This is a genomic window from Rhizobium sp. 18065, from assembly GCF_902706095.1.
In the GTDB taxonomy this organism is placed as follows: domain Bacteria; phylum Pseudomonadota; class Alphaproteobacteria; order Rhizobiales; family Rhizobiaceae; genus Allorhizobium.
Window position 1 is genome coordinate 60,568 of record NZ_CACSJP010000009.1, and the last position, 23,278, is coordinate 83,845.

Consider the following 23,278-nt stretch of genomic DNA (forward strand, 5'->3'; position numbering starts at 1 on the left):
TGGCCTCAGGAGAGGCTCTGCTTGTAGTCCGCATAGGTGAATTCACGGACCGTCCTGACGCTTCCGTCGAGATCCTTGATGGCGATCGCCGGCATCTTGACGCCGTTGAACCAGTTTTTCTTGACCATCGTGTAACCAGCGGCATCCTGAAAAGAGATGCGGTCGCCAACCTTCAACTCGGCCGCAAAGCGGAATTCCCCGAAAATGTCACCGGCAAGGCACGACTTGCCGCAGATCAGGGTGCTGTGTGGACCTTCGTTCGGCGAGACCTTGGCACTCTCGCGATAAATCAGAAGATCCAGCATATGGGCTTCGATTGAGCTGTCCACGATCGCCAGATGCTTGCCATTGTAAAGCGTATCGAGCACCGTCACTTCGAGGGTCGTACTGTGGGTAATCGTGGCTTCCCCCGGTTCAAGATAGACCTGCACGCCGTGGCGCTGCGCGAAAGCCAGCAGACGCGAGCAGAAAGCATCGATCGGGTAGCCGTCACCGGTAAAGTGGATGCCACCCCCAAGGCTGACCCATTCTACCCGTCTGAGCAGAGAACCGAACCTTTCCTCGATTTGGTTCAGCATCCTGTCAAAGAGGGCAAAGTTGGTGTTCTCGCAATTGTTGTGGATCATGAAGCCGCTAATCATGCTCATGATGGCTTCGACCTTGCCGGCATCCCATTCGCCGAGCCGGCTGAATGGGCGGGCAGGGTCTGCAAGGTCGAAGCTCGACGAACTGATTTGTGGATTGAGACGCAGGCCGCATGGCCGGCCGGCAGCTTTTGCGGCATACCGTTCCAGCTGGGAGATCGAGTTGAAGATGATCTTGTCGGCATGCGAGATTACGCCATCAATCTCGTCGTCGTCATAAGCGACACTGTAAGCATGTGTCTCTCCGCCGAACTGCTCGTGACCCAGGCGTGTCTCGAACAAAGACGACGATGTGGTTCCATCCATGTAGCCGCGCATGACGTCAAAGACCGACCATGTCGCGAAGCACTTCAACGCCAACAGGGCTTTGGCGCCGGATTTTTCTCTTACGTGGGCGATCTTCTCCAGATTCTGGATCAGCTTTGATGTGTCGATCAGGTAGTATGGGGTTTTCATCATGGATAGTCCGGCGTTGAGGGTGAAAAGGGGGAGGGTTCTCGGCAAACGGCGTCGGGTTGCGACGCCGTGTTTTTGAAATATGCATAAGAAAATCACCGAGGCAGCGCGGCACCCGGAATACTGACCCTGAGGCCAAGCGATCGTCGCTTCATAATGCGAGCAGCCAGGGATATGTTGATGGATATCTTGGTTCTGTAATTCGTCTCAAGCGTGGAAATCGCGGAGTTGGCCTGTTCGAAAACCGAGCTTGGTAAGCGGCGCTCTTTGCCGTTTTGAGGCGCTTGTGGCAGAAACGCTTCGCCGATGACCCGTCCGACCCAGACACGATCGTGACAAACTGATCGATTCAAACCAGCCAATTGCTGCAGGAATTCCTGCCGGGCGACGAAGTCGTGCGGATTTGCCAAAACGTGTCTTGATCGCTCGTCCAGATTTCTGGCTGTAACCAACGGCTCGATTTCTGGCCTTCGCCATAAAAGAAACCGCTCGTCGACAAGGTCCAGATACTCATCTGTCACCTGCACGGGTAGTGCGTCATCCGCAATTGTCTCGAAAAACCGGAAAGGATCGGAGCTCTCTTGGTTTTGCTGGAAATCGACGATTGCGGCCACCGAGGCGCCGATTTGCGGCCAGCTGAACACGACCTGAGCTGCGATTTCACTCGATACTCTCGCTTGTCTCCACAACGCGTGAGCGATCGCAAGATTGGCTCTCATGCCGGGGGAAAGGTCAAAGCAACGCGTGCTGCCTTTTTGTTCTTGCCGAACGAACTGGTTGAAGAATTGGCAATCCAGCAGTTCGCTGAGCGCCACTGCGTTTTCTCCCAAAGCTTCGGAAATCTGTAATTGGCTGAGCACGCCAGAGTGCCAGCCATCACCTTCGTGAAAGCATCCCATACGAACCTGCATTTCGGGCTTCATTGGCCTTCAATCGGCTGTGTCATCAGAAGGATATTCTAATCAGCCGCACTCATCTTGTCGTCACGCCGCAGCGTGCGATACGAAAAAGCGATACCCGGCCGAGGCGACCTCGTCCGGGCTAAATTCCCGCTTTGAGACGTAGAGGCTCCCGTCTCGGATGATGATTAAGTGGCATCATGGGTATATCGTAGATGGCGAAGGCTGGAAGTCAAGTTGTGTTTCAATGACCACAAATTGGAGATCCCTCCCGGTATGGGAAGGCGTCGAGATGGCCTAGCGAGCGCCGGCCATCGCTGATTTTCAACAGAGATTTTTGGTTGACGACGGTCTTGTAAATATACGACACCCAAAGCAGACTTCAGATCACGCCCAAAGCGTCCATTGCTTCTGCAACCCTGACGAAGCCGGCTACGTTGGCGCCCAGCACGTAATCGCCTGCAGCACCATATTCACTGGCTGTTTCGGCGCATCGGTCGTGGATATCACGCATGATCGTGGCGAGACGTTTCTCTGTCTGCTCGAATGTCCAGCTATAGCGAGACGCATTCTGCTGCATTTCCAGGGCAGAGGTCGCAACACCGCCGGCGTTTGCAGCTTTGCCCGGCGCAAACAGTACCCCGGCATCCTGAAAGATACGCACAGCGTCCGGTGTTGAAGGCATGTTGGCGCCTTCACCGACCGCGATGACACCATTCTTCACCAGCATTTTTGCGTCCTTGCCGGTGAGTTCGTTCTGCGTTGCAGAGGGCATGGCAATGTCACAAGGCACATCCCAGATGGAACCGTTCTCGATATAGTGGCTGCCGGTGCCCTTCAATCGCGCATACTCGGAGATCCGCGCCCGGCGGGTTTCCTTGATTTCCTTGATCAACTCCAGGTCCAGACCGTTCTCGTCAACGATGTATCCCCCTGAGTCCGAGCAGGCCATGATCCTGCCGCCGAACTCCGTGATCTTTTCCATGGTATAGATCGCGACGTTGCCCGAACCGGAAACGACCGCCCGCTTGCCTTCGAAGGTATGGTCTTTTGTTGCGAGCATTCTTTCGACGAAATATGTGGCGCCGTAACCGGTAGCTTCCTTGCGGGCGCGCGAGCCGCCATAAAACAGAGCCTTGCCGGTCAGGACGCCCGCTTCGTACCGGTTTGTGAGGCGTTTATATTGCCCGAACATATAGCCAATTTCACGCCCGCCAACGCCTATGTCACCGGCCGGAACGTCGGTATACTCGCCAATGTGGCGATAAAGCTCGTTCATGAACGATTGGCAAAACCGCATGATTTCGCCGTCCGAGCGGCCGCGCGGATTGAAATCGGATCCGCCCTTGCCGCCGCCGATCGGCATGCCGGTGAGGGCATTCTTGAATGTTTGTTCGAAACCGAGAAACTTGACGATCCCGACATTCACCGATGGGTGGAACCTTATGCCGCCCTTGTAGGGACCCAATGCGGAATTGAACTGGACACGGAAGCCCCGATTGATCTGCACCTGGCCTTTGTCATCGACCCAGGGAACGCGAAAGATGATCTGGCGCTCCGGCTCGCAGACCCGCTCGATTAGCGCATTGTCCATGTACTTGGGATGTTTGGCCACCACACGGCCCAAGCTTTCCAGTACCTCGCGGACTGCCTGATGAAATTCGAATTCACCGGCGTTGCGGCGGATAACCTCGTTGAGGATAGGTTCAAGTTTCTCGTCAATATGGACCAATCATTTTCTCCAATAGCATGCAAATATGCTCCAAAGACGAGCATCGCAGCGTTGTTAACGTATGTCCTAGGCAACGCCAGCGAAATGCTGACGGGCATCACGGGATATGTAAAAAGCAGAACGCTGCGAGACAGTTATCACCATCGCGACGGCGGCTTGCCACCTGCTCATCAGGTCTGGTCGCGCCTGTATTCAAGCCGCGAACGGGCCTGGGTCGTCGTCGTCAGGACCAGGTATGCGTGCAGCCCTCTGTTTCGGTTTAAAGGTCAATATCTGGGGAGATGGATCGACCACCGGTCGCAGCGCGCGGGAGGAAAGGGTGGCTTCCTGAAGCAACCGTGCGTTCGCCTCCGGCTGAAATTCGACAGCTTCGATATAAAGACTGTGGCGTTTGCCGCCCTCTTCAATCGTGGTCTTTTCCCCCTCTGCCAGTCCCAGCAGACTGAGCCCACGGATGGTATGGATTGAAACGGCATAATCCGGCAAATCCTCGCCTTGGCATTGGACCACTAAGTGGGGACCTTCAATCCGGCCGTTTATCCTGTAGGTGACGCGGCTGTTCAGCGTCACAGCGTCGCCGGGGATGTCGTCGCGAAAATAGATCGTTGCGTGGCTGAGCTTCTCGCGAAGAAGCGTCGCAAACGCGTCTGCCTGATCTTCGTATCTTTCCAGAATCGTGGTCAGAATGGAGACGTCTTTTGTGGTCAGTTGGGAAAAAAATTCTCTGGACAAGGGCAATCTCCCACGGGACTTCGCCGATACGGTTCCCGCGCAAAACAATAATCAGGCGTGGTGGATGTCATCCCCTGGCTCACTCTTTGAAGCCAGGGGCCACGCTCCTGCGATAACGCACCCGCCCGGAGTGGCGCCACCATAGTGCTGGCGGCGCGAACCCGTCGATGGGGAGGTCGCCCGGTGTTCGCTGTGAAGATCTGCAATCATGACGGTACCACCCTTGTTAGCTCATCGTCTCGACCACGTTAGAGACGGTGACGACCGTCAGCAGGTGCCGTCGACCGTCGCGCGCGGCCCATTCAATCGCTTGCCCTTCGGACAGCCCGATCAAGGCAGTACCGATCGGCGTGAGAATTGAGATTTTACCTTGGGCAATATCGGCATCACCCGGGTAAACCAGAGTAACCTGGCGTTTCTGGCTATCGTCAGAGGTGTATTCCAGGGTTGAGCCTATTTGAACGACCTTTTCGGGCATCAAATGATGCGGAATGATCTGGGCTCTCTCCAATTCAGCGAGAAGGTCGTCTGAAAGATCAGGCATCCGACTGGATACGGTCGCAGCAAGTCTACTCAGCCTGCTTTCATCAACATCGCTGATGACGATCACCGGTTTGTTCTGACGAGAATTGACTTCGTTGGCTGTCATTTGTGCGTTCCTGACACCACCCTGAGCCGCCGTGCGGTAAACGCCTGCGTCTACACCCGTGATGCGCGAGTGATTTGCGTCCAGCCGTTCAAATCCGGTCTGGAACAATAGATTCGTAGAATTCTTGATGGTCACGCCGCCCCCGCGCTCGGAGCGTTTATGCCGGGCCGGGGGCTACAGTCCTGCGATCGGGCAACCCCGATGGGCAAGGATGAGCAACATATGAGCGTGCGTCGGTTTCATTGCAACAGGGTGGCGTATTTCTACGCATTGTCAAGGCAGGTGCCGCAACGTGCTTCCTTCCTTGCTTGACTGATCTGGTGCTACTCAATTAAACGTAGTCAAATGAGATCCAGAATCGTGCCCCACACTTGGCGAGAGTCTAAACTCTCGAAAACCGGCTCCTAGCCCGAACGTTTGACAGGCCCTGGCTTGACGTTCGGGTTTGCCAGGAAGAATCCACAATCAATTTCACAGCTGTTTTGTGCCGATTGCAATCGACAAAGCTCGTTTCTGCAAAGCTCCAGCTGTCAGTTTTCCCGGACTTCATCACCGTGGTACCACAGGCATTTGACATAACGTGCCGCCTTGTAAGCATCTACCGAGCCCTAGCTCACATACAAACCGAGATCTTGTTGGTGAAGCTGGCGGGCGTGGAGTTCGAAGGCGAGGGCAGGCCGCTGGTCTTTAACCGCCCATAAAACTTTTGGTCATCGCGGGTCTCACAGGAGCAGGCGTGGTGTCCGCCATCGGGTTTCAAACACTTACAGATACGCCGGTATTCCTTGGATGCCGATGACTTTTAGGATTAGATCCAATGTTAAAGGTTCTTGCTTCCAATCAGCGCTACGCCGTGTTCCTAGGTGCTGGTGTGGCCGCGTTGGCGGCTCTTGGAGGTGGCCTATTCTATAGCAGCTGGCTGCTCGTTGTCGCTCTGATCTGCGGCGCGCTGTTTCTTCTCGGCATTCACGATCTGCATCAATACAAACACGCGATCCTGCGCAATTATCCGATCGTGGGGCATCTTCGTTTCCTCCTGGAAAGCATCCGGCCGGAGATCCGCCAGTATATTATCGAAAGTGATAACGATGCTGTTCCGTTCAACCGCCAGGATCGCGGCCTCGTGTACCAGCGTGCCAAGGGCGTGGAAGACAAGCGGCCCTTCGGCACCATCGAGAATGTCTACGGCTCAGGCTATGCCTGGCTCACCCATTCCGCCACACCGGTCACCATTGCCGATACGAACTTCCGGGTACGTGTCGGAGGCTCTGCCTGCAAGCAACCCTATGATGTCAGCCTTTATAATATCTCGGCAATGAGCTTCGGCTCGCTCTCAGCCAGCGCCATCCTCGCCCTCAACACCGGGGCCAGGAAGGGTGGTTTCGCCCATGACACGGGTGAGGGCAGCATCAGCCGTTACCATCGGCAAGGCGGCGGTGATCTGGTCTATCAGGTCGCGTCAGGTTATTTCGGCTGTCGTGGCGCGGATGGCGGGTTTTCTCCGGGGAAATTCGCTGCGCTTTCCGCAGATCCCCAGGTGAAGATGATTGAAATCAAGCTGAGCCAGGGTGCCAAGCCAGGCCATGGGGGCATGCTGCCGGCCTCGAAGATTTCGGCCGAGATCGCCGAAGCGCGTGGTATTCCGATGGGCGTAGATTGCACGTCGCCCGCCGCTCACAGTACGTTTTCGACGCCGATCGGCCTTATGGAGTTCGTCGGCCAGTTGCGTGAACTTTCCGGCGGCAAGCCGGTGGGTTTCAAATTGTGCATCGGGCATCGCCGGGAATTCATGAGCATGGTGAAAGCGATGCTGCTGACTGGAATCTTCCCCGATTTCATCGTGGTCGATGGCGCCGAGGGCGGGACAGGCGCTGCCCCGGTTGAATTCGCTAACCGGGTCGGCATGCCGATGCTTGAGGGGCTCACTTTCGTCCATAACACTTTACGCGGCGCGGGCATTCGCGACCAGATAAGGATCGGTGCTGCGGGAAAGATCGTGTCCGCTTTCGACATCGCCCGCACGCTGGCACTTGGTGCTGACTGGTGCAATGCTGCGCGAGGCTTCATGTTCGCCATCGGCTGCATTCAGGCGCAGTCATGTCACACCAACCGGTGCCCGGTAGGGATCGCCACACAGGACCCGGTACGCCAGCGCGCTATCGACCTCGACGATAAGAGCGACCGCGTTGCGCGATTTCACCGCAATACCATGCTGGCGCTGGGCGAAATCGCTGGTGCTGCCGGCCTGGCCAATCCCAGCAACTTCATGCCCTATCATTTCATGTTCCGACAGAAGGATAACGAATTCCTCGACGGCAACGAAGCCTTCCCCTATCTGCCAGAGGGATTCCTAGTGTGCGGCAAGGAAATCCCGGAACTCGCCACCTGGCACGACCGCTGGGACCGCGCCAGTGCCCAAACTTTCGCGCCACCCGAGATCCCGCACGGGCCATTCCGCAAGCGCATTTCGAAGTGAAGGTCTGAGGATTTCCCCCATGAGGATCTCCGTCAGGCTCTTATGCTGCAATGCATAATTTGAGTACCTGCGCCCGACTGAGCAGTGTGCTAAGGAAATTGTCATATATAGATCACCTCACAATGACTTGATTCCAAACTCGGAACACAGAATATATCACTACGTGCAGATACAGATCTGTCAGTTAACCAGGATGACCAAGCTATTGGGGAAGTTACTCTTTATCCGGCTTGATTGGGCCAGATCTGTGCGATGCTGAAGGCTCTCACAGCGTCGTTTTCCGTTGCTTCACCATCACCGCCCGATAGTTGGAAAACAAGATAATCCCACCTCCGAGGAAGACCCAAAGATCGATGGCTTCGGCGTAAGCGCAATAGCCGACGATGGCAGCCATTGGTGTTGAATTTCAGCAGAATTTGATCCGTTTTTCCACGTTGCGCCGCCCCACCTAAACCGGCGTGACCGTCTGCTTCTAAACAAATGTTTGGAGTTGAGCCGGGTCACGGCGCAATGAAAAACTGGATCAATGTCACCCGGGATAGACGGCCACCACTTTCCAAAATCACAGAATGTCGAGAAGGCGCGGAGTTCGAATCCTTGCCTTCTCTATCCGCTAGTTCCATAAATAGGCGCTATCCCAAGAAGTATTTCCTTTCAGGCACTTAAGCAGTCTGACCAATCTGTCGCCGGTTCGATTCCGTTCAACGCGCACGGCTCGAACCTCTGTGTGATGGTTATTCTGCTGCGTTTATGGAATCCATTGAAGGAAAATCCTGGATTCGGATGTGCCGAGGGCCGATACGGTGGTGATAGCTATGGACTGTTATCGAGGTAACCACTATTTGCGATGCTAAGCACGTCGCCGAGACCTCCTGTCTATACACCAAGGCCGCTTGAAATGAAAAAAATCCAACGCAGTTTTGCCGTCGAGTATAAATCCGGGCGGCGGAAGACCGGTTCCAAGTCCAACTCGATCTGGGGCAACGTGGACCTTAAGTCCGTTGCGCGCGACGTAGAGGAAGAGGTAACGTCATGTCTGTCGGGCGGCCCTCAGGAGCAGGAAGCTATCGGCGAAGTGCCTTTACCTGCAGCACAACAGGCCGGGCCATTGTTGACACTGCTGCACGGGCAGGAGTCAACTGCATCGGCTTTAAAGGAGATAATGATGGCCGACGAAACCGATTCGATGACCAATACCGATGCGACGGCCGTTGTCGAAGCCGAACTTGCGCCAAAGAAGCAGCGTAAACCCCGCGCCAAGAAGACAACCCCTGAAACGGTGCTTGTGGAGGTAACCGCGGAACATGCCGCAGCTTCGAGCGTAGCGGCTGGAAGTCAAAAGAGGGGACTCAAGGCCAAGTCGGGTGAAGCTGCGAGCAGTGCCAAACGCGCGCCTGCGAAACGCAAGACTACCCCCGCGCAAACAGTAACGATGGCCTCGACGGCGGCGGGCGATGAGATGGCGGATCTCCTGCAGTTGGAACAGGAAAACCAAAGTCTGCGCAAGCTGCTAGCCGAACAACTCCGTGCTGAGAATGCCGATCTGCGAAAGCGACTTAAGCTCGATTGATAATAGCCGGCCAATCGTAGCCGCATTTCCACGCTTATCGGGCTATGAATTTGCGGCCGTTACGGCTCTCGCCGAGGCCGGTCCTTGCAGCCTGCATACGGGAAAGAACGCGAGGTCGAATATTTGGCGTCTCCATGGTGTCCTTCTGACGCGTGAAGTGCCATGGCGTGGTTGTATGGAGCTGCAATGAGGAGAGCCGTCCACCTCTTCAAGCCAATGTTGGCCACTGGATCATGCAGGATCGCCCAGATGAATTGACTGTGGCGATGTTTGATTGGATCGAGAAATTGACGTAACCCGCGAAAATCATCGGCCTTGACGGTCGCAGACGCCTTCACTTCAATACCGATGATCCGACCACGCCTATCTTCAATCACGACATCGACCTCATCCATATCTTTCGTTCTGTAATGCGAAAACGACACGCGCCTCTCGGACCAGGACGCCAGATCGGGTCTTGTCATCGGATAGCCTAGCCAGTTCGTCTTCGCGTAGCGCCGCCAGAAGTCCTGTATCGATGAAATGGAGCTTTGCCATTTTGACAAGCCGGCTGAGCCGGTTGTTCGACCATGGCGCCAAGGTTTTGATAAGGAAGAGCCGCTCCAGGATGGCTATGTATTTCTGAGCGGTGACCCCGGACAATCCCCGCGCCGAACCGAAGCTGCTATTGTTGATCAATTGCCCGGCATGTTCCGCGAGGATGTTCAGGAGGCGCGGCAAACGGTCGAGCTTATCGATGTTGGCAATATCGCGCACGTCGCGGTCCAGGATCAGGCCGACATAGTCTTCGAGCCACGAGACACGTCGGGCCGACCTGTCCGCGAACATGCGCGCAAGCGTCGTTTTTCCCGCCTGCCTTGGCCCTGATATCAAGACGACACGGGTGTCAGTGAGAGCTGTCACCACAAGAGGCAACGCTTTGCGAGCGACGAGGGACTTCGTCCATTTTTAATCTATCGGACTTCCAATCTTGAGCACCATCACTTCTGGCCCCCGATCCTTGTGAGATCAATCCGGATACCAGCTTCATCGGGTTTGATCGGAGCTTCCTCCTTTTTCTCAGCAGTTCTGTCGTCTTCAACCTGGTCAGCATCGTCACTTTCCACAACTGACCGCTGCACCACCGCGCCACCGGGATCCTCCGCCTGAAACACACTCTCGCCCTCGAACTTTCCGGTTTGCCAGGCGTGCACCGCATCGTTGAAGAGCTGCGGGAACACCACCTCGCTCGTCGGACTTCCGTACCATTTCGCGACAATGCGAAGGATTTTGGCGAACATCGCCGTTCCCACACGCAGGTTGGCGCAGGGGTCTACGAGATCGGCCTTCAGTTCGGACGCGTCTTTCAGACCAATGCCGGCCGGGATCTGGGTGAGGCCGACCCGCACGACCGAGCCACCAATGTTCTCGCGAACCATCTCGATTGCTTCTTCTGGCGTTTTCGGTTTGGGAAAGAGGATCAGACGGCCACTGGACTTCACGGTGATGGCAAGCGGATCATCCGAGCCGACCGCCTGAACGAATTGTTCGACAATGGCCGGCTTTAACGAAGGGTCGGCACATTCCTTGATCAAGGCAGCATCCAGCATACGAACCCCCAAATCCTAAGTGTTGAACGAGATGACGAGTGGCACGTCGAACAGGCGGGCCCAGGCCTCGCTACTTGCCCGCTGAATGCCGATGATAGACGTACCTGTGGTCCACCAGCCGTTTCCGACTGCGACGATGGCGTCAGGGCGGTGGAATGCCGATTGCAACACTGGCCAGACAAGGAGCTGCTCGTAGCAGATCAGTGGCGCGACTTTTGCACTTCCGATCTCGACGACAGGGTTGGCGAAAAAATGTGCCCGCGCGCCGCCTTGAACGCCAATCCAATCCCGCCATGGCTGCCACATCGAGCCGGGAACCGGCATTCGTTCCCGGTAGAGAACCTCGTTCCCGTCGGCCGACAGTTTCACGAGCACATTGTCATAGCCCTTCGGCTCAACGATCGTCGCTCCTGCAATAACGGTGATGCCCGTTCCGGTGAGAGCTCGTTGCCAGACGCGACCAGCCGTCGGCGTCCAGAAGCCGAGAGCGCTTTCCGGCAGCACGATCGTCGTACCCGGCGGGTGACGGCGTAAAATATCGAACAGCTCCCTTTGGCGGTGGAGGCCTGCTTCGCGGCCGAGGGACGCACCCATTTTCAGATCGACACCGATCCACGACGCAGGTAACATCGGCTGCGTCCACTCAGCGGCGGACCAGAGCCATAGGCCTGTCATGGCTATGGTTGCAGCCGGCCGATATCGCGTCGTCAAGACCACCAGGCCGGCTGCCATCGCTGAAAGCCCAAACCATCCCCACCCTGGGAAGAGCACGCCTGCAGCAGTGATCGGATGCGCCCATCCGAAGATCCCGAGAGGCGGGATCGCCATGGCGCCACTAGCAGCCAGGTAGAGAAGCGGCTTCTGCCATCCCGCTCGGTTCGTCCAAAGCACTGAATGGACCGCCACGAACGCGGAGGAGGCCATCAGCCATAACAGAAGACCGGGCCAGATATCTTGTTCGTAAAAGTTTGCCACGCCCTGCGGCAATCCACGCGATGCGGAAAGAAAATAGACCGCAGAATGGGTCGCTGCCTGCAGGCGCGTCGTCGCCAGGGACCAGAGAAGCGGGAAAGCGACTGCTACCGGAAGAAGGAGCACATGACCGCTCCAACCGATCCATCCGGCGCTCATTGATAACGCGACTAGGACACCAGCTCGGAAGAGCTCACGGCTCATAGGTCCAGACCTCCTGCGCCAAACCGAGGATTACATTCATCGGAAGAGGGCCGAAATATCGGCTATCGAACGACCCCGGAAATTCGGAATGGAGAAAGACCGTGCCCGGCGGAACGCAACCACCGTGGTAGTGCTTCATCTCACGCCCCTGGCCGTCAGCACGGGCAACACGCGAGTGAGGAAGTGGCCGACCGTCGACGCGGACATCGTCTTGGATTTCGATCACCTGTCCGGAAGCTGCAACGACGGTCTTGATCAGTGGCGCCACGCGGCCGGCGCAAAGCCCGAAGCGTATGTATCCACGCGCGCGCGCCTCACGCATCTCGTCGGTCGCGGGTGGGCAGATAAAGATCAGATCGCCAACCAGGATCGGACGATCGGGTTTGACGATCCGCCAAATCCCGAGAGGTTCGCTCGGCGTAAGGTTGACCCTGAAGCCTGCCCCTCCGAGCAGCACAATGATGCCAAGCGTGAAGAGGCTGACGCTGCTGATCCGATAGAACCCGACAAGCCGGTTGAGGCGCCGATGGGTCTTTTGTCGATGGCGTATCTTCATTTGAGAGTGAGCCCCTGGGATCTCGTCTGACGCAGTGCTTCAGCCTGGTCGAGTGACGTCACACTGCGCTCATGGGCGGACAGCTGCTGCACCGTTCGCATCGTTTTCCAGGCCTGCTGGAGCTCGCTTTTCTGCGCGGCATTCATGCCAGACGTCACCCGCTGGAACGCCTCGCCACTGGCGTCCTTCGCTGCGAGGGGCAAGAAAGTCCTCTCTCCAAAACGTTCGGTGACCACCTTCGCGAAACCATCGAGTTCAGCCTTCACCATTTTGTCGGCGAGTGCATACTCAAGACCTGAGGGTAGGTCGTTCCTGTCGATGGCGTCACGCACCCGTTCCAGCACGTTTTTGGCATTGGCGGAGAGGGCAGGGATCTCCAGAGCGACTTTTCTACGAAAGGCAAGTTCCAGTGCATGATTGCGGCGTTCGGCCTCGCCGCGCTGACGCAGGTAGTCGCTGATACTGTCGGCCAGCGGCGTGACATTCTTCAGCGCCCGATCCCTGTCCAGTTTGTCGGCAAGGCTGGCGAGCAGACCGGTTTTACCCTTGAGAGCGCCAAAGGCTTCAGGCTCCGCGACCATGGTTGAGATTGTCCTTGTCGCGGTCTCCTGATCGCGCAACATCGCATCGACGTCGACAGCCTTGAAGGCGGCTTCCGGGTTGGCGAACACATGGTGAAAGCGCATCGATACTTCATCCCACTGCTTCCTCAAGGCAGGGTCGGCGGCAATCCTGTCTTCAACTGCCTGGTCGATTGATCTGGGGAAGGTGGTGATGCCTGATACCATCGGCTTTTCCTCCTTGGCTGTGTTCGGGATGGAGATGTTGCGGCTGCCACGCGCCAGGCCGACCCTCGCTGCGAGTGCCGCGAGCCGGTGGGCAAGGTCGACAAGCCGCTGCTTCTGCCGGACAGTCCAGGCGAGCCGGTCTCTGGAGATGGTGCGCGCGACATTCATCAGATGCAGACCACGCGCCTCTGCAAATCGGAGCGCGGCGCGATAGGACGATGCACGCTCATAGTCAAGGGTAGTTTCCTTCGATCCATCGCGGGCGAGCCGCTCCTTGAGCTCCTCCATCGCCAGTTCCGCGACGTGAATGACCTTCCAGGTATTGCGCTCGGCCGTCGTGCCATCCGGCAATGTGACAGTCTCCGATCCATCGTGCTTAAGACCGATGCGATCACCGATGTTCGGCTGAGCCTCCTCGATGGCACGCTTGAGATCGACACCCCAGATCGTGCGTTGCTGTCCGTCGCCATGCTCGAGCGTCACGAAATAGCTGTCGCGGTTCGCAAGCTTGTGTTCGTAGGGCGCGACACCATGTTCGACGAGTATACCGCCGCGCCGGTTGGTGAACTCCTCCATCCCGACATGGAGCTCGGCTGCCTCGCGATGACGCGTCATCGCAACATAGGTCAGATGACGGTCGAGTGTGCTGGATGCGAGGACCTTTACACGGTCGACAGTTGCGCCCTGGGACTTGTGGATCGTGGTCGCATAGCCGTGATCGACATTCGCGTAGAAACGCTGCTCGACGATGACCTGCGTGCAGCTCTCCCCGTCGCCGATCTCGACCACGATGCGACCAGGTGCTGCATCCACGACCTTAGCCAGCATGCCGTTCTTGACGCCAAGACTGCCTTCGTTCTTGAGGAAGACGATCTGGTCGCCGGCGGCAAAGCGACGTTGTCCATCTTCGGTGTTGAACGCAAAACCCTCGCCGACAATGCCGCGCTCCACGAGCCTGGCGCGCGCCAGCGCGTTCAGCTCACGAACGTCACGACGACGGTGTGCGAGGATGAGCGTGGTCTTGTCCGGATCAAAATCCCGGTTCCAGCTTTCGATCAGCCCTTCTATCGCGTCCTGCCGTGTCCAGCCGGTTTGCACCAACCCGGCCTGCTCATAGGCGTTCAGTGCGTTCGCCACGTTTCCACGCGCCAGATCGAGAGAAGCATCCCGCATCCACTGATCTTTCTGGCGATAAATCGTCTCCAGCTCCGCGTAACCGACGCGATCCGTGATGGCCCGGAATGCGGCACCTGCCTCGATCGGCTGCAGCTGATCGGGATCGCCGATCAGGACGAGTTTGGCGCCGGCCTTCACCACCGCTTCGACGAACAATGCAAGCTGGCGAGACGACACCATGCCAGCTTCGTCGATGACAAAAATCGTCTTGTCGTCGAGGTGATCCCACTCTCTCTCCCAGCGAAGCTCCCAGGATGAAAGCGTTCGGGAGACGATGCCGGCTTCCTTGTCCAAACCTTCTGCCGCCTTGGCGGCGAGTGCCCCACCGACCACACGATAGCCGGCCGCTTCCCAGACCTCTCGGGCGGCCCGCATCATCGTGGTCTTGCCAGCGCCAGCACGGCCGATCACAGCGGCGATCCGCTCACCACCGGCCACACGTTCGATGGCGGCTTTCTGCTCATCCGAAAGCCGTTCGTGGCGCGCGAAGGTCGCCTCGAGCAAGGCCTTGCGAACGCCGTGCGAGGGCCGGTGCGAGAGCCAGATTGCGCGATTGGCCATCTCGGCCTCGAGCCTGATCAGCTCGCGCGTCGTGTACTTTGCCGATATCCGGCCCCCTGTCGCAAAGTCCACCCGCTCACGATCTAGACGGAGGGTTTCTGGACTTATCAAGATGCGCGCCATCAAGCTTTGGAAGAGGCCCGCATCATCGATATAGCGATGCAGAATCCTGGCGAGATCGCGTTCGTCGAACACGCTCTTCTCTCGCGTGATCAGGTCGAGCACGATCTCCGGATTGCACTGGATCCGGCGGGCGTTCTCAGCTCGTCGCTCTTCCTGCAGCTCCAGGCGCTCGAGTGTAGCTTTCTCCTCCGCAGGTCCACTCCCACTGGCGGCTTTCCTCTCGATCGCCTTCGTGCCGACGCCGAGATGGATCGTCGGGGTCAGCTCGATACCCTGTTTCTCGAAGGACCGGCCATCGATCCTGATATCGAGACCGGCAAGTGCCAGATGCCGATTCTGGCAGGCAAACCATCCGTCACGAAACGCATTGAAGTCATCGAGGCCGCCGGCCCAAAGTTCGTAGACGATCTTGCCGCTATCATTGCGCAAGACTTTGCCGTCTGCTCCCGTGACCGCCACCTTCTTCGACCCGAAGCCGTCCTCCGTCAGCGGCCGCAAAGTGGTCATCAGATGGATATGCGGATTGCCCGGCGCGTCGTGGAAGACCCAGTCAGCCACCATGCCCTGATCTGTGATGTGGCGCGCCACAAAGTCCCTAACGAGCTCGATGTTCTGCTCGGCCGACAGTTCCACTGGAAGCGCGATTGTCACGTCCTTGGCAAGCTGAGCATCCGACCGTTTCTCGAAATCCTCGACCTTGTTCCAGAAGGCTTCCGAGGCCCCCGAGACGGACCGCTCAGCAATCAGAGATTGAAGCCATTCCGTGGCATCGGCCGGAATGACAAACTCTTCGTGCAGCAGGCCTTGCTTGCGGGTGTAGTCGATCGTCCGAGCTTCCCGCTCATAGTCCATCCTGGCGCAATGCCGGTACGCCGCCGACAGCACGGCACTGGCGCCTCTGCCGCGCGCAACGATGCTGACTGAGAAATGCGGGACCGCCATTGCCAGGAAAACTCCTTCGGTCGAACGAAATCAACGTGTTCTTGAGGAGCGGAGGGCCCCGCCAGGGCCCAGAAGCAAAACGTCGCAACAGCGACGTATAATTGCGCCCTTCGGATCCGTCCTTGCGAACGGTCGGGATGATGCTCAAAAGCGTAGGCTGCGCCTACTCGCATTTCTGTTAGTAGATCGGCACGCCGATCTGAACGACTCTGGCTGCCTGAGCAACGACATGCAGCGACAGAGGACAATCCAGAGATGAAGAAACCATCCTCCAAGATCCGCGAAGAAATCGCCAAGCTTCAGGAACAGCTCAAGCATGCGGAGACGAGAGAGGCCGAGCGCATCGGCCGAGTCGCGCTTCGGGCAGGCCTAGGCGAGATCGAAATAGAAGAAACGGAGCTTCAGGCGGCGTTCGAGGAACTGGCGATACGGTTTCGCGGAGGCAAGCCCGGCACGAGCGGAAGGAAAGGGGCAGGCGAAAGCAGCACGGGCGGCAGGCAGTCCGAAGCGGTCGCGCCTAGCGCGGCTTCGGGCGGCACAGCTGAGGCTTGAGCGCATGAGCAAAACCGTAACGTCCGATGCCCGGAAGAAGGATACGCGTGACAAGATCGAGCTTGGCGGCCTGATCGTCAAAGCCGGCCTCCGCTTCGAGAAGCGGGCGCTTCTGCTTGGCGCACTGACCGAACTGCGAGAGCGGTTGCAATCCGACGACAGTGAGCGCTCCAGATTGACAGCGATCGGGACGGAGGCGTTCAGAAATGAAGACGACTAGGATCGTTCTCGTTCTTCTACCGGTGGTCGCGATGTGTGCCGCCCTATTCGCGATGACCGGCATCGAGACTTGGCTTGCCGGGTTCGGGAAGACCGATTCGGCAAAGCTTGCGCTGGGACGAGCAGGGGTCGCAGCCCCGTATATGGCGGCGGCTGCCCTCGGCGTGATTTTCCTGTTCGCCTCGGCCGGATCGGCGAGCATTCGCTCCGCAGGTGTTGGCGCTACAATCGGAAGCACCACAGTCATCCTGATCGGTTGCGTGCGAGAAGGCGTGCGGCTTGCAGCGCTCTCCTCCCAGGTGCCAGCGGGAAAATCGACGCTATCCTATCTCGATCCGTCGACCATGATCGGTGCGGCCGCAGCCCTCATGTCCGGATGCTTTGCAATGCGCGTGGCGATGGTCGGAAACGCCGCCTTCGCGCGCACTGCGCCGAAACGCATCATCGGTAAACGGGCCCTGCATGGCGAAGCAGATTGGATGAAACTTGCCGAAGCTGACAAGCTGTTCCCGGGCACAGGCGGCATCGTGGTCGGCGAATGCTATCGCGTTGACCGCGACAGCGTTGCCGGGGTTTCGTTCCGTGCCGATAGCAAGGCTACATGGGGCGTCGGCGGCAAGCCCCGGCTCCTCTGCTTCGACGGTTCGTTCGGCTCCTCGCACGGCATCGTCTTTGCAGGATCGGGTGGCTTCAAGACCACATCGGTGACGATCCCGACTGCGCTGAAGTGGCGTGGACCGCTCATCGTGCTCGATCCATCGAACGAAGTGGCGCCCCTGGTGTCGAAACATCGTGAAGAGGCGGGCAGGCGCGTCAGGGTTCTCGATCCGCGCAAGCCCACAACAGGTTTCAATGCACTTGATTGGGTCGGCCAGTATGGCGGCACGAAGGAAGAGGATATCGCCTCTGTCGCCTCATGGATCATGAGCGATAGCGGTCGCGCGAGCGGAGTTCGCGACGACTTCTTCCGCGCCTCAGGCTTGCAGTTGCTGACGGCGATCATCGCCGATGTCTGCCTGTCCGGACACACGCCCAAGGAACAGCAAACGCTGCGTCAGGTGCGCAGCAATCTGGCTGAGCCGGAACCACAATTGCGCAAACGCCTCCAGGAAATCTTCGACAATTCGGAATCGGACTTCGTGAAGGAGAACGTCGCCGCCTTCGTCAACATGACACCGGAAACCTTCTCCGGTGTTTATGCTAATGCGATCAAGGAGACGCATTGGCTCTCGTACCAGAACTACGCGGCGCTGGTCTCGGGCTCGACATTCCGGACCGAGGATATCGCATCGGGTAAAACGGATGTGTTCATCAACATCGACCTCAAGACATTGGAGACCCAAGCCGGGCTGGCACGTGTCGTGATAGGCTCGTTTCTGAACGCGATCTACAATCGCGATGGTGCGATGGAGAGGCGCGCCCTGTTCCTCCTCGATGAAGTCGCCCGTCTCGGTTACATGCGCGTTCTGGAAACAGCGCGGGACGCCGGTCGCAAGTATGGCATCACCCTGACGATGATCTATCAGTCGATCGGCCAGTTGCGCGAAACCTATGGCGGGCGGGACGCGTCCAGCAAGTGGTTCGAAAGCGCAAGCTGGATCAGTTTCGCAGCCATCAACGATCCGGAAACCGCTGACTACATCTCCCGTCGCTGCGGTATGACCACCGTCGAGATCGACCAAGTCAGTCGTAGCTTCCAGCCCCGCGGTTCGTCGCGGACACGCTCGAAGCAGCTCGCCGCCCGCCCGCTCATCCAGCCGCACGAAGTGCTGCGCATGAGGGCGGACGAGCAGATCGTCTTTACGGCAGGCAACCCGCCACTTCGATGCGGACGTGCCATCTGGTTCCGGCGCGATGACATGAAATCCTGCGTCGGCAAGGGAAGATTCAGGCACGGCGAACATCCCGCCGGCAGAAAAAAATGAAGAGTATCGGAGAAGCCAGCATAGCGGCGACCGACAGGGCGGGCTTCGGGAATTCTCGACACGCCTCTCCCGGATACCGCGCAGCCGCAGGAGGCTTAGCATCGCGCCGCTTCAGCGGAAGCCGGGACCGCCTGCGCCCGGGAAGGGCGTTCCACTTCAGGAGCCAGCGTCGTCCTCGTTGACGCCTGCCATCAACCCGTCGAACACTTCCATCATGGCGCTGTTGATGGCTTGTCCCAGTGCATTGCCTGCCGCTCGTACATCATCATCATCGGTGCCCTCTCGAGCTGCTCGGGCAAGCTAGAAACCCTGATCCGCAACAATCGGCTTGGCGACTTCGATTGCCCAGAGGCCAAAGTCACCGCGGTTGTCGATCTGAATTGCCTCTTCCATCAGCCCCTCCCGAAGCTGGTCCGGCGGCTCCTTTCCATAAACATCGCGCTATGAGAAGCGCGAGGTACTGAAGGACACCAGGTTTTCATTTAGACGGATAGAGGCCTGCCGTTGCCCCCCGAGACATAACGAAATTGAATCGATTGCTTCCGAACGATTCAAAACTCTCGTTGGACGGGAAGTCTTAGAGACACGATCATACCGGCATGATCACCCAGCCCTACCGTCTCTACATCGAAAGATCGGACATCACAAAAAACATGGCCCGTTTCTATGCGATGGCCATCGAGCCCAACCTGTTTGGGGAAGCTTGCCTGATGCGGCGTTGGGGACGTATCGGAACGAAAGGCCAAACAATGAGCCATCATTTCGAAACGGAGCGAGAGGCCGTGGCTCTCTTCCTCGATCTCCTTCGGCAGAAGAAGCGCCGCGGCTATTCAGCAACTGTCCGTCAATCATGCACCGATATCTGGTAGACCACGCCGGATTTTTGAGGGACATGCATGGAAGACAAATCAGATGTTGTTGCTCATGGGAGAATGCCGGGCTTCATCAAATTGGTCCTCATCGTGATGGCCGCACTACCTTCAGCTGTCCATGTTTCGACTGTTCACGAAGCTCACGCGACCGACGCCAGGTCGAAGGTGACCGCGGCCTTCCAAAATTGTGCCAGCGGAACGCGCCAAGCATGCGTCTTAGACGGAGATACTATCTGGCTGAACGGCCAAAAGATCCGTATCGCGGATATCGACACGCCGGAGGTGAGCGAACCGAGATGCTCGACGGAGCTTGCCCTTGGCAATCGAGCCACGGACAGAATGCTTGAACTGATCAATGAGGGACCGTTCGAACTCGAAGGGTGGCCGGGACGTGACACCGACTGGTACGGGCGCAAGCTTCGAGTGCTGGTCCGCGAGGGTCGCAGTCTCGGCGATATTCTGGTCTCGGAAGGTCTCGCCAGGACGTGGAGCGGCCGGCGAGAACCATGGTGTTGAGCTGGAGATACCGGCCCGGCAAGCCAGGCCGGTATGGCGTTTAACGCCGTCGGTTCCAGTCGGTCTCGAAAATGATCTCGACCTCGACGAAGAACGGGATCTTGATCGCGAGCTTCAGCCCGAGCTTGCCCTTGCGGAGAAGGTGACAGATCACCTTGGCGAGGGTGCGAAGGCGGCGCCCGGTTGCAGTCAAGAATTTGGCGAGTTGTTGCATTTGATTTCTCCTGTCGATGGCGTTTCGTCGCGGGGATGAAATCCGGATCGGAAAGGAGTGCTGCACCGGTCACGGCCCGAGCGCAGCGGAGGAGCTGAGGGCGGCTGAATTTTGGTCCGCGAGGTGCCAGGGGCTAAGGAAAATTCAGCCGGCGTCAGGTTGCGGCGGGACGCACGATCCGCATCATTCCGTATGCCGATGGAACGGGATCACCAGGTAAAGAGGAACAGATCGACGTCTAAGCGGCGCGGGCAATAACGGCCACCTCAAAAAGGCGGCTCAGCCTCAGCAAGGCCAACCAGCTCGGCGAAAGCGACGGCCAATTCAGCCTGGGCCACTTCAAGCTCGGCCTCGATCTGGAGGCGCTCGGCGACATCGACAGCGTTGCGCAGCTCGGCCCGCAGTTCTTCGATTTGGATTTCGAGTTCGTAGGTCATCGTCGTCTCCCTGACGTTTGTGAAAGATGACCAGCCAGCCCGATAAGGGGATGGTGGGGTCAGGGATCGCGCGAGCGACCGGCAGAGCCGGGGAATGGGGGATCCGATTTACGCAGGCTGCCCATCGGGCGGGTGGAGTAAATTGGGGGGACCGCTCATCCTTGGGGCCGGCATGCCCGCTTGGTAAGATCGCTCGTTCTGAGCAGCTTCCTCGCTCACAGTATGCCACCAAAAAAGCCGGACCTGGCTCGATGCCAGATCCGGCTTTGGTCTCTCGGCAGGAGAGTGGGCTCCGCCGTTGGCGGAGCCTCGTGATCCTGCTCAATCGCGGTTCTGACGGGACCAGATGAGCTGGAGGCCGTCCTCGCCTTCGACTTCCGTGAGGGTTGCGTAGATCGGAGCCGGGAAGCTCGGGTCGTCCAGCTTGACCGAAAGGTAGTCGCGGTCGGTTTGCTCGGACCGCTTCTGCCAGGCGGCACCCAGCTCGACGGCGCCGGCGTAGATGCGGAACTGTGGGCCTTTGTCGGAGGGGTTCTCGACGCGGGCGATGCGGGCCTTGACGTTGAGAGCGAGGGTGCGGATCGAGCCTGTGAAGCCGGTTTCGGTAGCTGTGAAGGTGCCGATGGTTGCCATGGGGATGTTCCTTTTGCTTGTTCGAGCCGCGCCATTGCGGCCTCGATGGCAGTCGCAAAGACCGGTGACGATCGGACCGCACCTGATTAAGGCCGCAATGCAATGGAGGGCGGCAAGTCGCAGATTTGTTAGTCGGAGAGGAATGGAGGCACGGCCTCCAGGGGTCAAGAAATCTGCGGCTGCCGTTGCGGAAAAACGATCGAGGCGGAGCCGGTCTCCGGTCAGACATGCCCCATCGAGCCCGCAGATGGAGCACCGGAAACAGGGGGGGGAAGGGATATCGCTATGGCGGCCCTGCACGGTTGATCGACGGCTTGGGAAGCGGTGCGCAGGCATGATCGTCTGGAGAAACACGTTGATTGCAGCTCAGCCCCAGCCGAAACCCCGGTTTTTGAATGTCTCCCAGTTGCACCTAAGGACAGGCGCGCTATCGTTTGCCAGCGAATCGTCGCCCGGAGGATCCATGCGTCAGCAGACAAAGCCGTTCATTGTTGAGCGAAAGCCGTCCCGTAAACCCAAGGCCGATACCAGCAAGCCCTCAATCTGGGGAAAGCTGGATCTCACGCTGCAACAGGACCCGCAGGTTGAACGGGACCGGGTCGAGGCAACGGCGGCCGTCGGAGCCGACGACCGTCGCTGATCGTCTGGTTGGCCTCAAGCCGCCCTGGTTGCAGTCTCCGCTGCCGCTTGCAGGTCATGCAGAAAGCTCACAGCCCTCTGCGCATGGGCCGCCGCCTGGAAAATGGCACGCTTGTCTTCCGACAGGACGCGCAGCCAGGACTGCAGATAGGAGGCGTGATCGGGCCGCGGCTCCAGTTCCGGAACGATGCCTAGATCGGCGCAAAGAAAGCAGCTGCCAAGTTCGGCAATGAGCTCCTCGCGTGCACGATCGCTTTTATTCCTGGCGTAGCGGCTGAGATCGCGGTTGACACGGGACGGATGCGCCGTCCAGTGCGTGGCTTCATGGCTGAGCGTTGCCACGTAGCCGGAGGCATCCCGGAACGTCTCGAACGGTGGCATCTGGATATGGTCTGAGAGAGGGGAGTAATAAGCCTGGCTGCCACCATGCCGGATAAGTGCGCCCGTATTGCGGAAGAAGCAATCGGCATGCTCGATCCGCTTCACAGGGTCGCGAACTGGCGCCGGCTGCTCAAAATAGCGATCGGGAAGCCCATCGATCTGTTCAATGTTGAACACTGAATAGGCTTTGAGGAAGGGAATTTCCCGATCGACCTCGTTTCCGTTTCCATCGCTCTCGGATTTGGTGAAGCGGCTGGCGAAGACGACCGTCGACCCGGTCTCTCCCTTGCGCACCGTGGCGCTAAGCTCAAGGGCCTGTTTGAACGTCATCCACATCGGCGAAGAGAATCCTCGCGCTTTCCCCTCCGACCAGAGAAGCAGCACGTTCATGCCCGAATAGGGCAGGCCATTGTGCCGCAGCGGCCGGGTAATGCGTTCATCCGTGTTTGCCACATTCCAAGGCTTCATCCACGGGCGAACACCCCGTTCGAGATCGGCAACGATCCGATCGGTAATCCGGGAATAGATGTCGCTGCGGTCGCCGGCCGATTTTCTGTTCATCTTCATTTCTCCTTTTCAGAACCGCGCTGATCGCGGTCCCTCACGGAGGTCCGAAAGCAGGAGGCAAAGGCTGCTGGCGCACCCAAAGGGCCGGAACGAAGAGGAGGACGGCGAAGCCCTTGCGCGGGCGAGCCGGCTCCTGCAGGACCACCGGCCGGGACGGGCCGCAGATCTGCCGGGAACTCCCGTGGTTCTGCTCTCGACATAGAAAAAGGCCGGTCCCGAAAGGGACCGACCGATGCAGACGAGAGTGAGCGGGG

24 protein-coding genes and 1 pseudogene are annotated in these 23,278 nt (G+C 58.3%); 8 read left to right on the plus strand and 17 right to left on the minus strand.

Translation table 11 applies throughout. The features are described 5' to 3' along the window. Positions 1 to 5: 5 nt before the first annotated feature. The 5 genes from nspC to rnk form a co-directional block, all read right to left on the minus strand. The gene (nspC, locus tag GVK95_RS19405) at positions 6 to 1,103 is read right to left on the minus strand and encodes a carboxynorspermidine decarboxylase (RefSeq protein ID WP_159952346.1); all 1,098 of its coding nucleotides are present in this window, start codon (positions 1,101 to 1,103) and stop codon (positions 6 to 8) included. Positions 1,104 to 1,195: 92 nt separating this feature from the next. After that, complete coding sequence (locus GVK95_RS19410; RefSeq protein ID WP_159952347.1) at positions 1,196 to 2,023, minus strand: hypothetical protein; 828 nt, start codon at positions 2,021 to 2,023, stop codon at positions 1,196 to 1,198. Positions 2,024 to 2,381: 358 nt separating this feature from the next. Then, positions 2,382 to 3,731, minus strand: a complete 1,350-nt coding sequence (gdhA, locus tag GVK95_RS19415) for an NADP-specific glutamate dehydrogenase (protein ID WP_159952348.1) — start codon at positions 3,729 to 3,731, stop codon at positions 2,382 to 2,384. Between the two features lie 192 nt (positions 3,732 to 3,923). Continuing rightward, complete coding sequence (locus GVK95_RS19420) at positions 3,924 to 4,463, minus strand: transcription elongation factor GreAB (RefSeq protein WP_159952349.1); 540 nt, start codon at positions 4,461 to 4,463, stop codon at positions 3,924 to 3,926. Between the two features lie 226 nt (positions 4,464 to 4,689). Beyond that, positions 4,690 to 5,247 (minus strand): nucleoside diphosphate kinase regulator, encoded by a 558-nt coding sequence (rnk, locus tag GVK95_RS19425; RefSeq protein ID WP_244618825.1) that lies wholly within the window; start codon positions 5,245 to 5,247, stop codon positions 4,690 to 4,692. A gap of 682 nt (positions 5,248 to 5,929) precedes the next feature. Here rnk and GVK95_RS19430 point away from each other — a divergent pair. Further along, positions 5,930 to 7,588, plus strand: a complete 1,659-nt coding sequence (locus GVK95_RS19430) for an FMN-binding glutamate synthase family protein (RefSeq protein ID WP_159952350.1) — start codon at positions 5,930 to 5,932, stop codon at positions 7,586 to 7,588. Between the two features lie 265 nt (positions 7,589 to 7,853). On the opposite strand, the gene GVK95_RS25380 is transcribed toward GVK95_RS19430, so the two are convergent. Beyond that, a complete protein-coding gene (locus GVK95_RS25380; protein ID WP_280178084.1) occupies positions 7,854 to 7,982 on the minus strand; it encodes a hypothetical protein in 129 nt (42 codons plus the stop codon). A gap of 504 nt (positions 7,983 to 8,486) precedes the next feature. On the opposite strand from GVK95_RS25380, the gene GVK95_RS19440 reads away from it, so the two are divergent. Next, complete coding sequence (locus GVK95_RS19440; RefSeq protein ID WP_159952351.1) at positions 8,487 to 9,158, plus strand: transcriptional regulator; 672 nt, start codon at positions 8,487 to 8,489, stop codon at positions 9,156 to 9,158. 59 nt (positions 9,159 to 9,217) lie between these two features. Here the strand turns inward: GVK95_RS19440 and GVK95_RS25385 are convergent, their stop codons facing one another. The 6 genes from GVK95_RS25385 to traA all read right to left on the minus strand — a co-directional run bounded on the left by GVK95_RS25385 (position 9,218) and on the right by traA (position 16,069). Continuing rightward, positions 9,218 to 9,553: a hypothetical protein gene (locus GVK95_RS25385; RefSeq protein WP_280178085.1), complete on the minus strand. Its 336-nt coding sequence runs from the start codon at positions 9,551 to 9,553 to the stop codon at positions 9,218 to 9,220. Then, complete coding sequence (locus GVK95_RS25390; RefSeq protein ID WP_280178086.1) at positions 9,546 to 9,914, minus strand: DUF4143 domain-containing protein; 369 nt, start codon at positions 9,912 to 9,914, stop codon at positions 9,546 to 9,548. The genes GVK95_RS25385 and GVK95_RS25390 overlap by 8 nt, the downstream gene beginning before the upstream one ends. Positions 9,915 to 10,138: 224 nt before the next feature. Then, positions 10,139 to 10,747: a TraH family protein gene (locus tag GVK95_RS19450; protein WP_159952352.1), complete on the minus strand. Its 609-nt coding sequence runs from the start codon at positions 10,745 to 10,747 to the stop codon at positions 10,139 to 10,141. 15 nt (positions 10,748 to 10,762) lie between these two features. Continuing rightward, positions 10,763 to 11,923, minus strand: a complete 1,161-nt coding sequence (locus tag GVK95_RS19455; protein WP_159952353.1) for a conjugal transfer protein TraB — start codon at positions 11,921 to 11,923, stop codon at positions 10,763 to 10,765. After that, a complete protein-coding gene (traF, locus tag GVK95_RS19460; protein ID WP_159952354.1) occupies positions 11,913 to 12,479 on the minus strand; it encodes a conjugative transfer signal peptidase TraF in 567 nt (188 codons plus the stop codon). The genes GVK95_RS19455 and traF overlap by 11 nt, the downstream gene beginning before the upstream one ends. Further along, the gene (gene traA, locus GVK95_RS19465; protein WP_159952355.1) at positions 12,476 to 16,069 is read right to left on the minus strand and encodes a Ti-type conjugative transfer relaxase TraA; all 3,594 of its coding nucleotides are present in this window, start codon (positions 16,067 to 16,069) and stop codon (positions 12,476 to 12,478) included. The genes traF and traA overlap by 4 nt, the downstream gene beginning before the upstream one ends. 255 nt (positions 16,070 to 16,324) lie before the next feature. Between traA and traC the strand changes: the two genes are divergently transcribed. From traC to traG, 3 genes are read left to right on the plus strand one after another with little or no spacing between them, the layout of a single operon-like run. Continuing rightward, the gene (traC, locus tag GVK95_RS19470) at positions 16,325 to 16,621 is read left to right on the plus strand and encodes a conjugal transfer protein TraC (protein WP_159952356.1); all 297 of its coding nucleotides are present in this window, start codon (positions 16,325 to 16,327) and stop codon (positions 16,619 to 16,621) included. Positions 16,622 to 16,625: 4 nt separating this feature from the next. Beyond that, entirely contained in the window at positions 16,626 to 16,841 is a 216-nt protein-coding gene (locus GVK95_RS19475) for a type IV conjugative transfer system coupling protein TraD (RefSeq protein ID WP_159952357.1), read from the plus strand. Beyond that, complete coding sequence (gene traG / locus GVK95_RS19480; RefSeq protein WP_159952358.1) at positions 16,828 to 18,765, plus strand: Ti-type conjugative transfer system protein TraG; 1,938 nt, start codon at positions 16,828 to 16,830, stop codon at positions 18,763 to 18,765. The genes GVK95_RS19475 and traG overlap by 14 nt, the downstream gene beginning before the upstream one ends. A 156-nt stretch (positions 18,766 to 18,921) precedes the next feature. On the opposite strand, the pseudogene GVK95_RS19485 reads toward traG, so the two are convergent. Then, a pseudogene (locus GVK95_RS19485) lies at positions 18,922 to 19,158 on the minus strand (hypothetical protein). A gap of 206 nt (positions 19,159 to 19,364) precedes the next feature. Between GVK95_RS19485 and GVK95_RS19490 the strand changes: the two are divergent. Continuing rightward, complete coding sequence (locus tag GVK95_RS19490; protein WP_159952359.1) at positions 19,365 to 19,634, plus strand: WGR domain-containing protein; 270 nt, start codon at positions 19,365 to 19,367, stop codon at positions 19,632 to 19,634. A gap of 27 nt (positions 19,635 to 19,661) precedes the next feature. After that, on the plus strand, positions 19,662 to 20,153 hold the full coding sequence (locus GVK95_RS19495) for a thermonuclease family protein (protein ID WP_159952360.1): 492 nt from the start codon (positions 19,662 to 19,664) through the stop codon (positions 20,151 to 20,153). A 40-nt stretch (positions 20,154 to 20,193) separates the two neighbouring features. Here the strand turns inward: GVK95_RS19495 and GVK95_RS25080 are convergent, their stop codons facing one another. The 3 genes from GVK95_RS25080 to GVK95_RS19500 all read right to left on the minus strand — a co-directional run bounded on the left by GVK95_RS25080 (position 20,194) and on the right by GVK95_RS19500 (position 21,437). Further along, on the minus strand, positions 20,194 to 20,367 hold the full coding sequence (locus GVK95_RS25080; protein WP_200844335.1) for a hypothetical protein: 174 nt from the start codon (positions 20,365 to 20,367) through the stop codon (positions 20,194 to 20,196). A 266-nt stretch (positions 20,368 to 20,633) separates the two neighbouring features. After that, positions 20,634 to 20,804, minus strand: coding sequence for a hypothetical protein (locus GVK95_RS25085; RefSeq protein WP_200844336.1), 171 nt, complete (start codon positions 20,802 to 20,804; stop codon positions 20,634 to 20,636). A 321-nt stretch (positions 20,805 to 21,125) separates the two neighbouring features. Further along, positions 21,126 to 21,437, minus strand: coding sequence for a DUF736 domain-containing protein (locus GVK95_RS19500; RefSeq protein WP_159952361.1), 312 nt, complete (start codon positions 21,435 to 21,437; stop codon positions 21,126 to 21,128). Positions 21,438 to 21,900: 463 nt separating this feature from the next. On the opposite strand from GVK95_RS19500, the gene GVK95_RS25090 reads away from it, so the two are divergent. Further along, the gene (locus GVK95_RS25090; protein ID WP_200844337.1) at positions 21,901 to 22,077 is read left to right on the plus strand and encodes a hypothetical protein; all 177 of its coding nucleotides are present in this window, start codon (positions 21,901 to 21,903) and stop codon (positions 22,075 to 22,077) included. A gap of 14 nt (positions 22,078 to 22,091) precedes the next feature. Here GVK95_RS25090 and GVK95_RS19505 read toward each other — a convergent pair whose 3' ends face one another. Continuing rightward, positions 22,092 to 23,018: a zincin-like metallopeptidase domain-containing protein gene (locus tag GVK95_RS19505; protein WP_159952362.1), complete on the minus strand. Its 927-nt coding sequence runs from the start codon at positions 23,016 to 23,018 to the stop codon at positions 22,092 to 22,094. Between the last annotated feature and the right edge of the window lie 260 nt (positions 23,019 to 23,278).

Bases quoted from the DNA above. Each gene is read 5' to 3' on its own strand.
- GVK95_RS19495 (WP_159952360.1), top strand. From the start codon at position 19,662: ATGGAAGACAAATCAGATGTTGTTGCTCATGGGAGAATGCCGGGCTTC.
- GVK95_RS19450 (WP_159952352.1), bottom strand. From the start codon at position 10,747: ATGCTGGATGCTGCCTTGATCAAGGAATGTGCCGACCCTTCGTTAAAG.
- traC (WP_159952356.1), top strand. From the start codon at position 16,325: ATGAAGAAACCATCCTCCAAGATCCGCGAAGAAATCGCCAAGCTTCAG.
- GVK95_RS19490 (WP_159952359.1), top strand. From the start codon at position 19,365: ATGATCACCCAGCCCTACCGTCTCTACATCGAAAGATCGGACATCACA.
- GVK95_RS19440 (WP_159952351.1), top strand. From the start codon at position 8,487: ATGAAAAAAATCCAACGCAGTTTTGCCGTCGAGTATAAATCCGGGCGG.
- traF (WP_159952354.1), bottom strand. From the start codon at position 12,479: ATGAAGATACGCCATCGACAAAAGACCCATCGGCGCCTCAACCGGCTT.
- nspC (WP_159952346.1), bottom strand. From the start codon at position 1,103: ATGATGAAAACCCCATACTACCTGATCGACACATCAAAGCTGATCCAG.
- GVK95_RS25380 (WP_280178084.1), bottom strand. From the start codon at position 7,982: ATGGCTGCCATCGTCGGCTATTGCGCTTACGCCGAAGCCATCGATCTT.
- traA (WP_159952355.1), bottom strand. From the start codon at position 16,069: ATGGCGGTCCCGCATTTCTCAGTCAGCATCGTTGCGCGCGGCAGAGGC.
- GVK95_RS25085 (WP_200844336.1), bottom strand. From the start codon at position 20,804: ATGACCTACGAACTCGAAATCCAAATCGAAGAACTGCGGGCCGAGCTG.
- GVK95_RS25385 (WP_280178085.1), bottom strand. From the start codon at position 9,553: ATGGATGAGGTCGATGTCGTGATTGAAGATAGGCGTGGTCGGATCATC.
- GVK95_RS25080 (WP_200844335.1), bottom strand. From the start codon at position 20,367: ATGCAACAACTCGCCAAATTCTTGACTGCAACCGGGCGCCGCCTTCGC.
- GVK95_RS19505 (WP_159952362.1), bottom strand. From the start codon at position 23,018: ATGAACAGAAAATCGGCCGGCGACCGCAGCGACATCTATTCCCGGATT.
- GVK95_RS19455 (WP_159952353.1), bottom strand. From the start codon at position 11,923: ATGAGCCGTGAGCTCTTCCGAGCTGGTGTCCTAGTCGCGTTATCAATG.
- GVK95_RS19410 (WP_159952347.1), bottom strand. From the start codon at position 2,023: ATGAAGCCCGAAATGCAGGTTCGTATGGGATGCTTTCACGAAGGTGAT.
- GVK95_RS19475 (WP_159952357.1), top strand. From the start codon at position 16,626: ATGAGCAAAACCGTAACGTCCGATGCCCGGAAGAAGGATACGCGTGAC.
- GVK95_RS25090 (WP_200844337.1), top strand. From the start codon at position 21,901: ATGCGTCAGCAGACAAAGCCGTTCATTGTTGAGCGAAAGCCGTCCCGT.
- traG (WP_159952358.1), top strand. From the start codon at position 16,828: ATGAAGACGACTAGGATCGTTCTCGTTCTTCTACCGGTGGTCGCGATG.
- GVK95_RS19430 (WP_159952350.1), top strand. From the start codon at position 5,930: ATGTTAAAGGTTCTTGCTTCCAATCAGCGCTACGCCGTGTTCCTAGGT.
- GVK95_RS19500 (WP_159952361.1), bottom strand. From the start codon at position 21,437: ATGGCAACCATCGGCACCTTCACAGCTACCGAAACCGGCTTCACAGGC.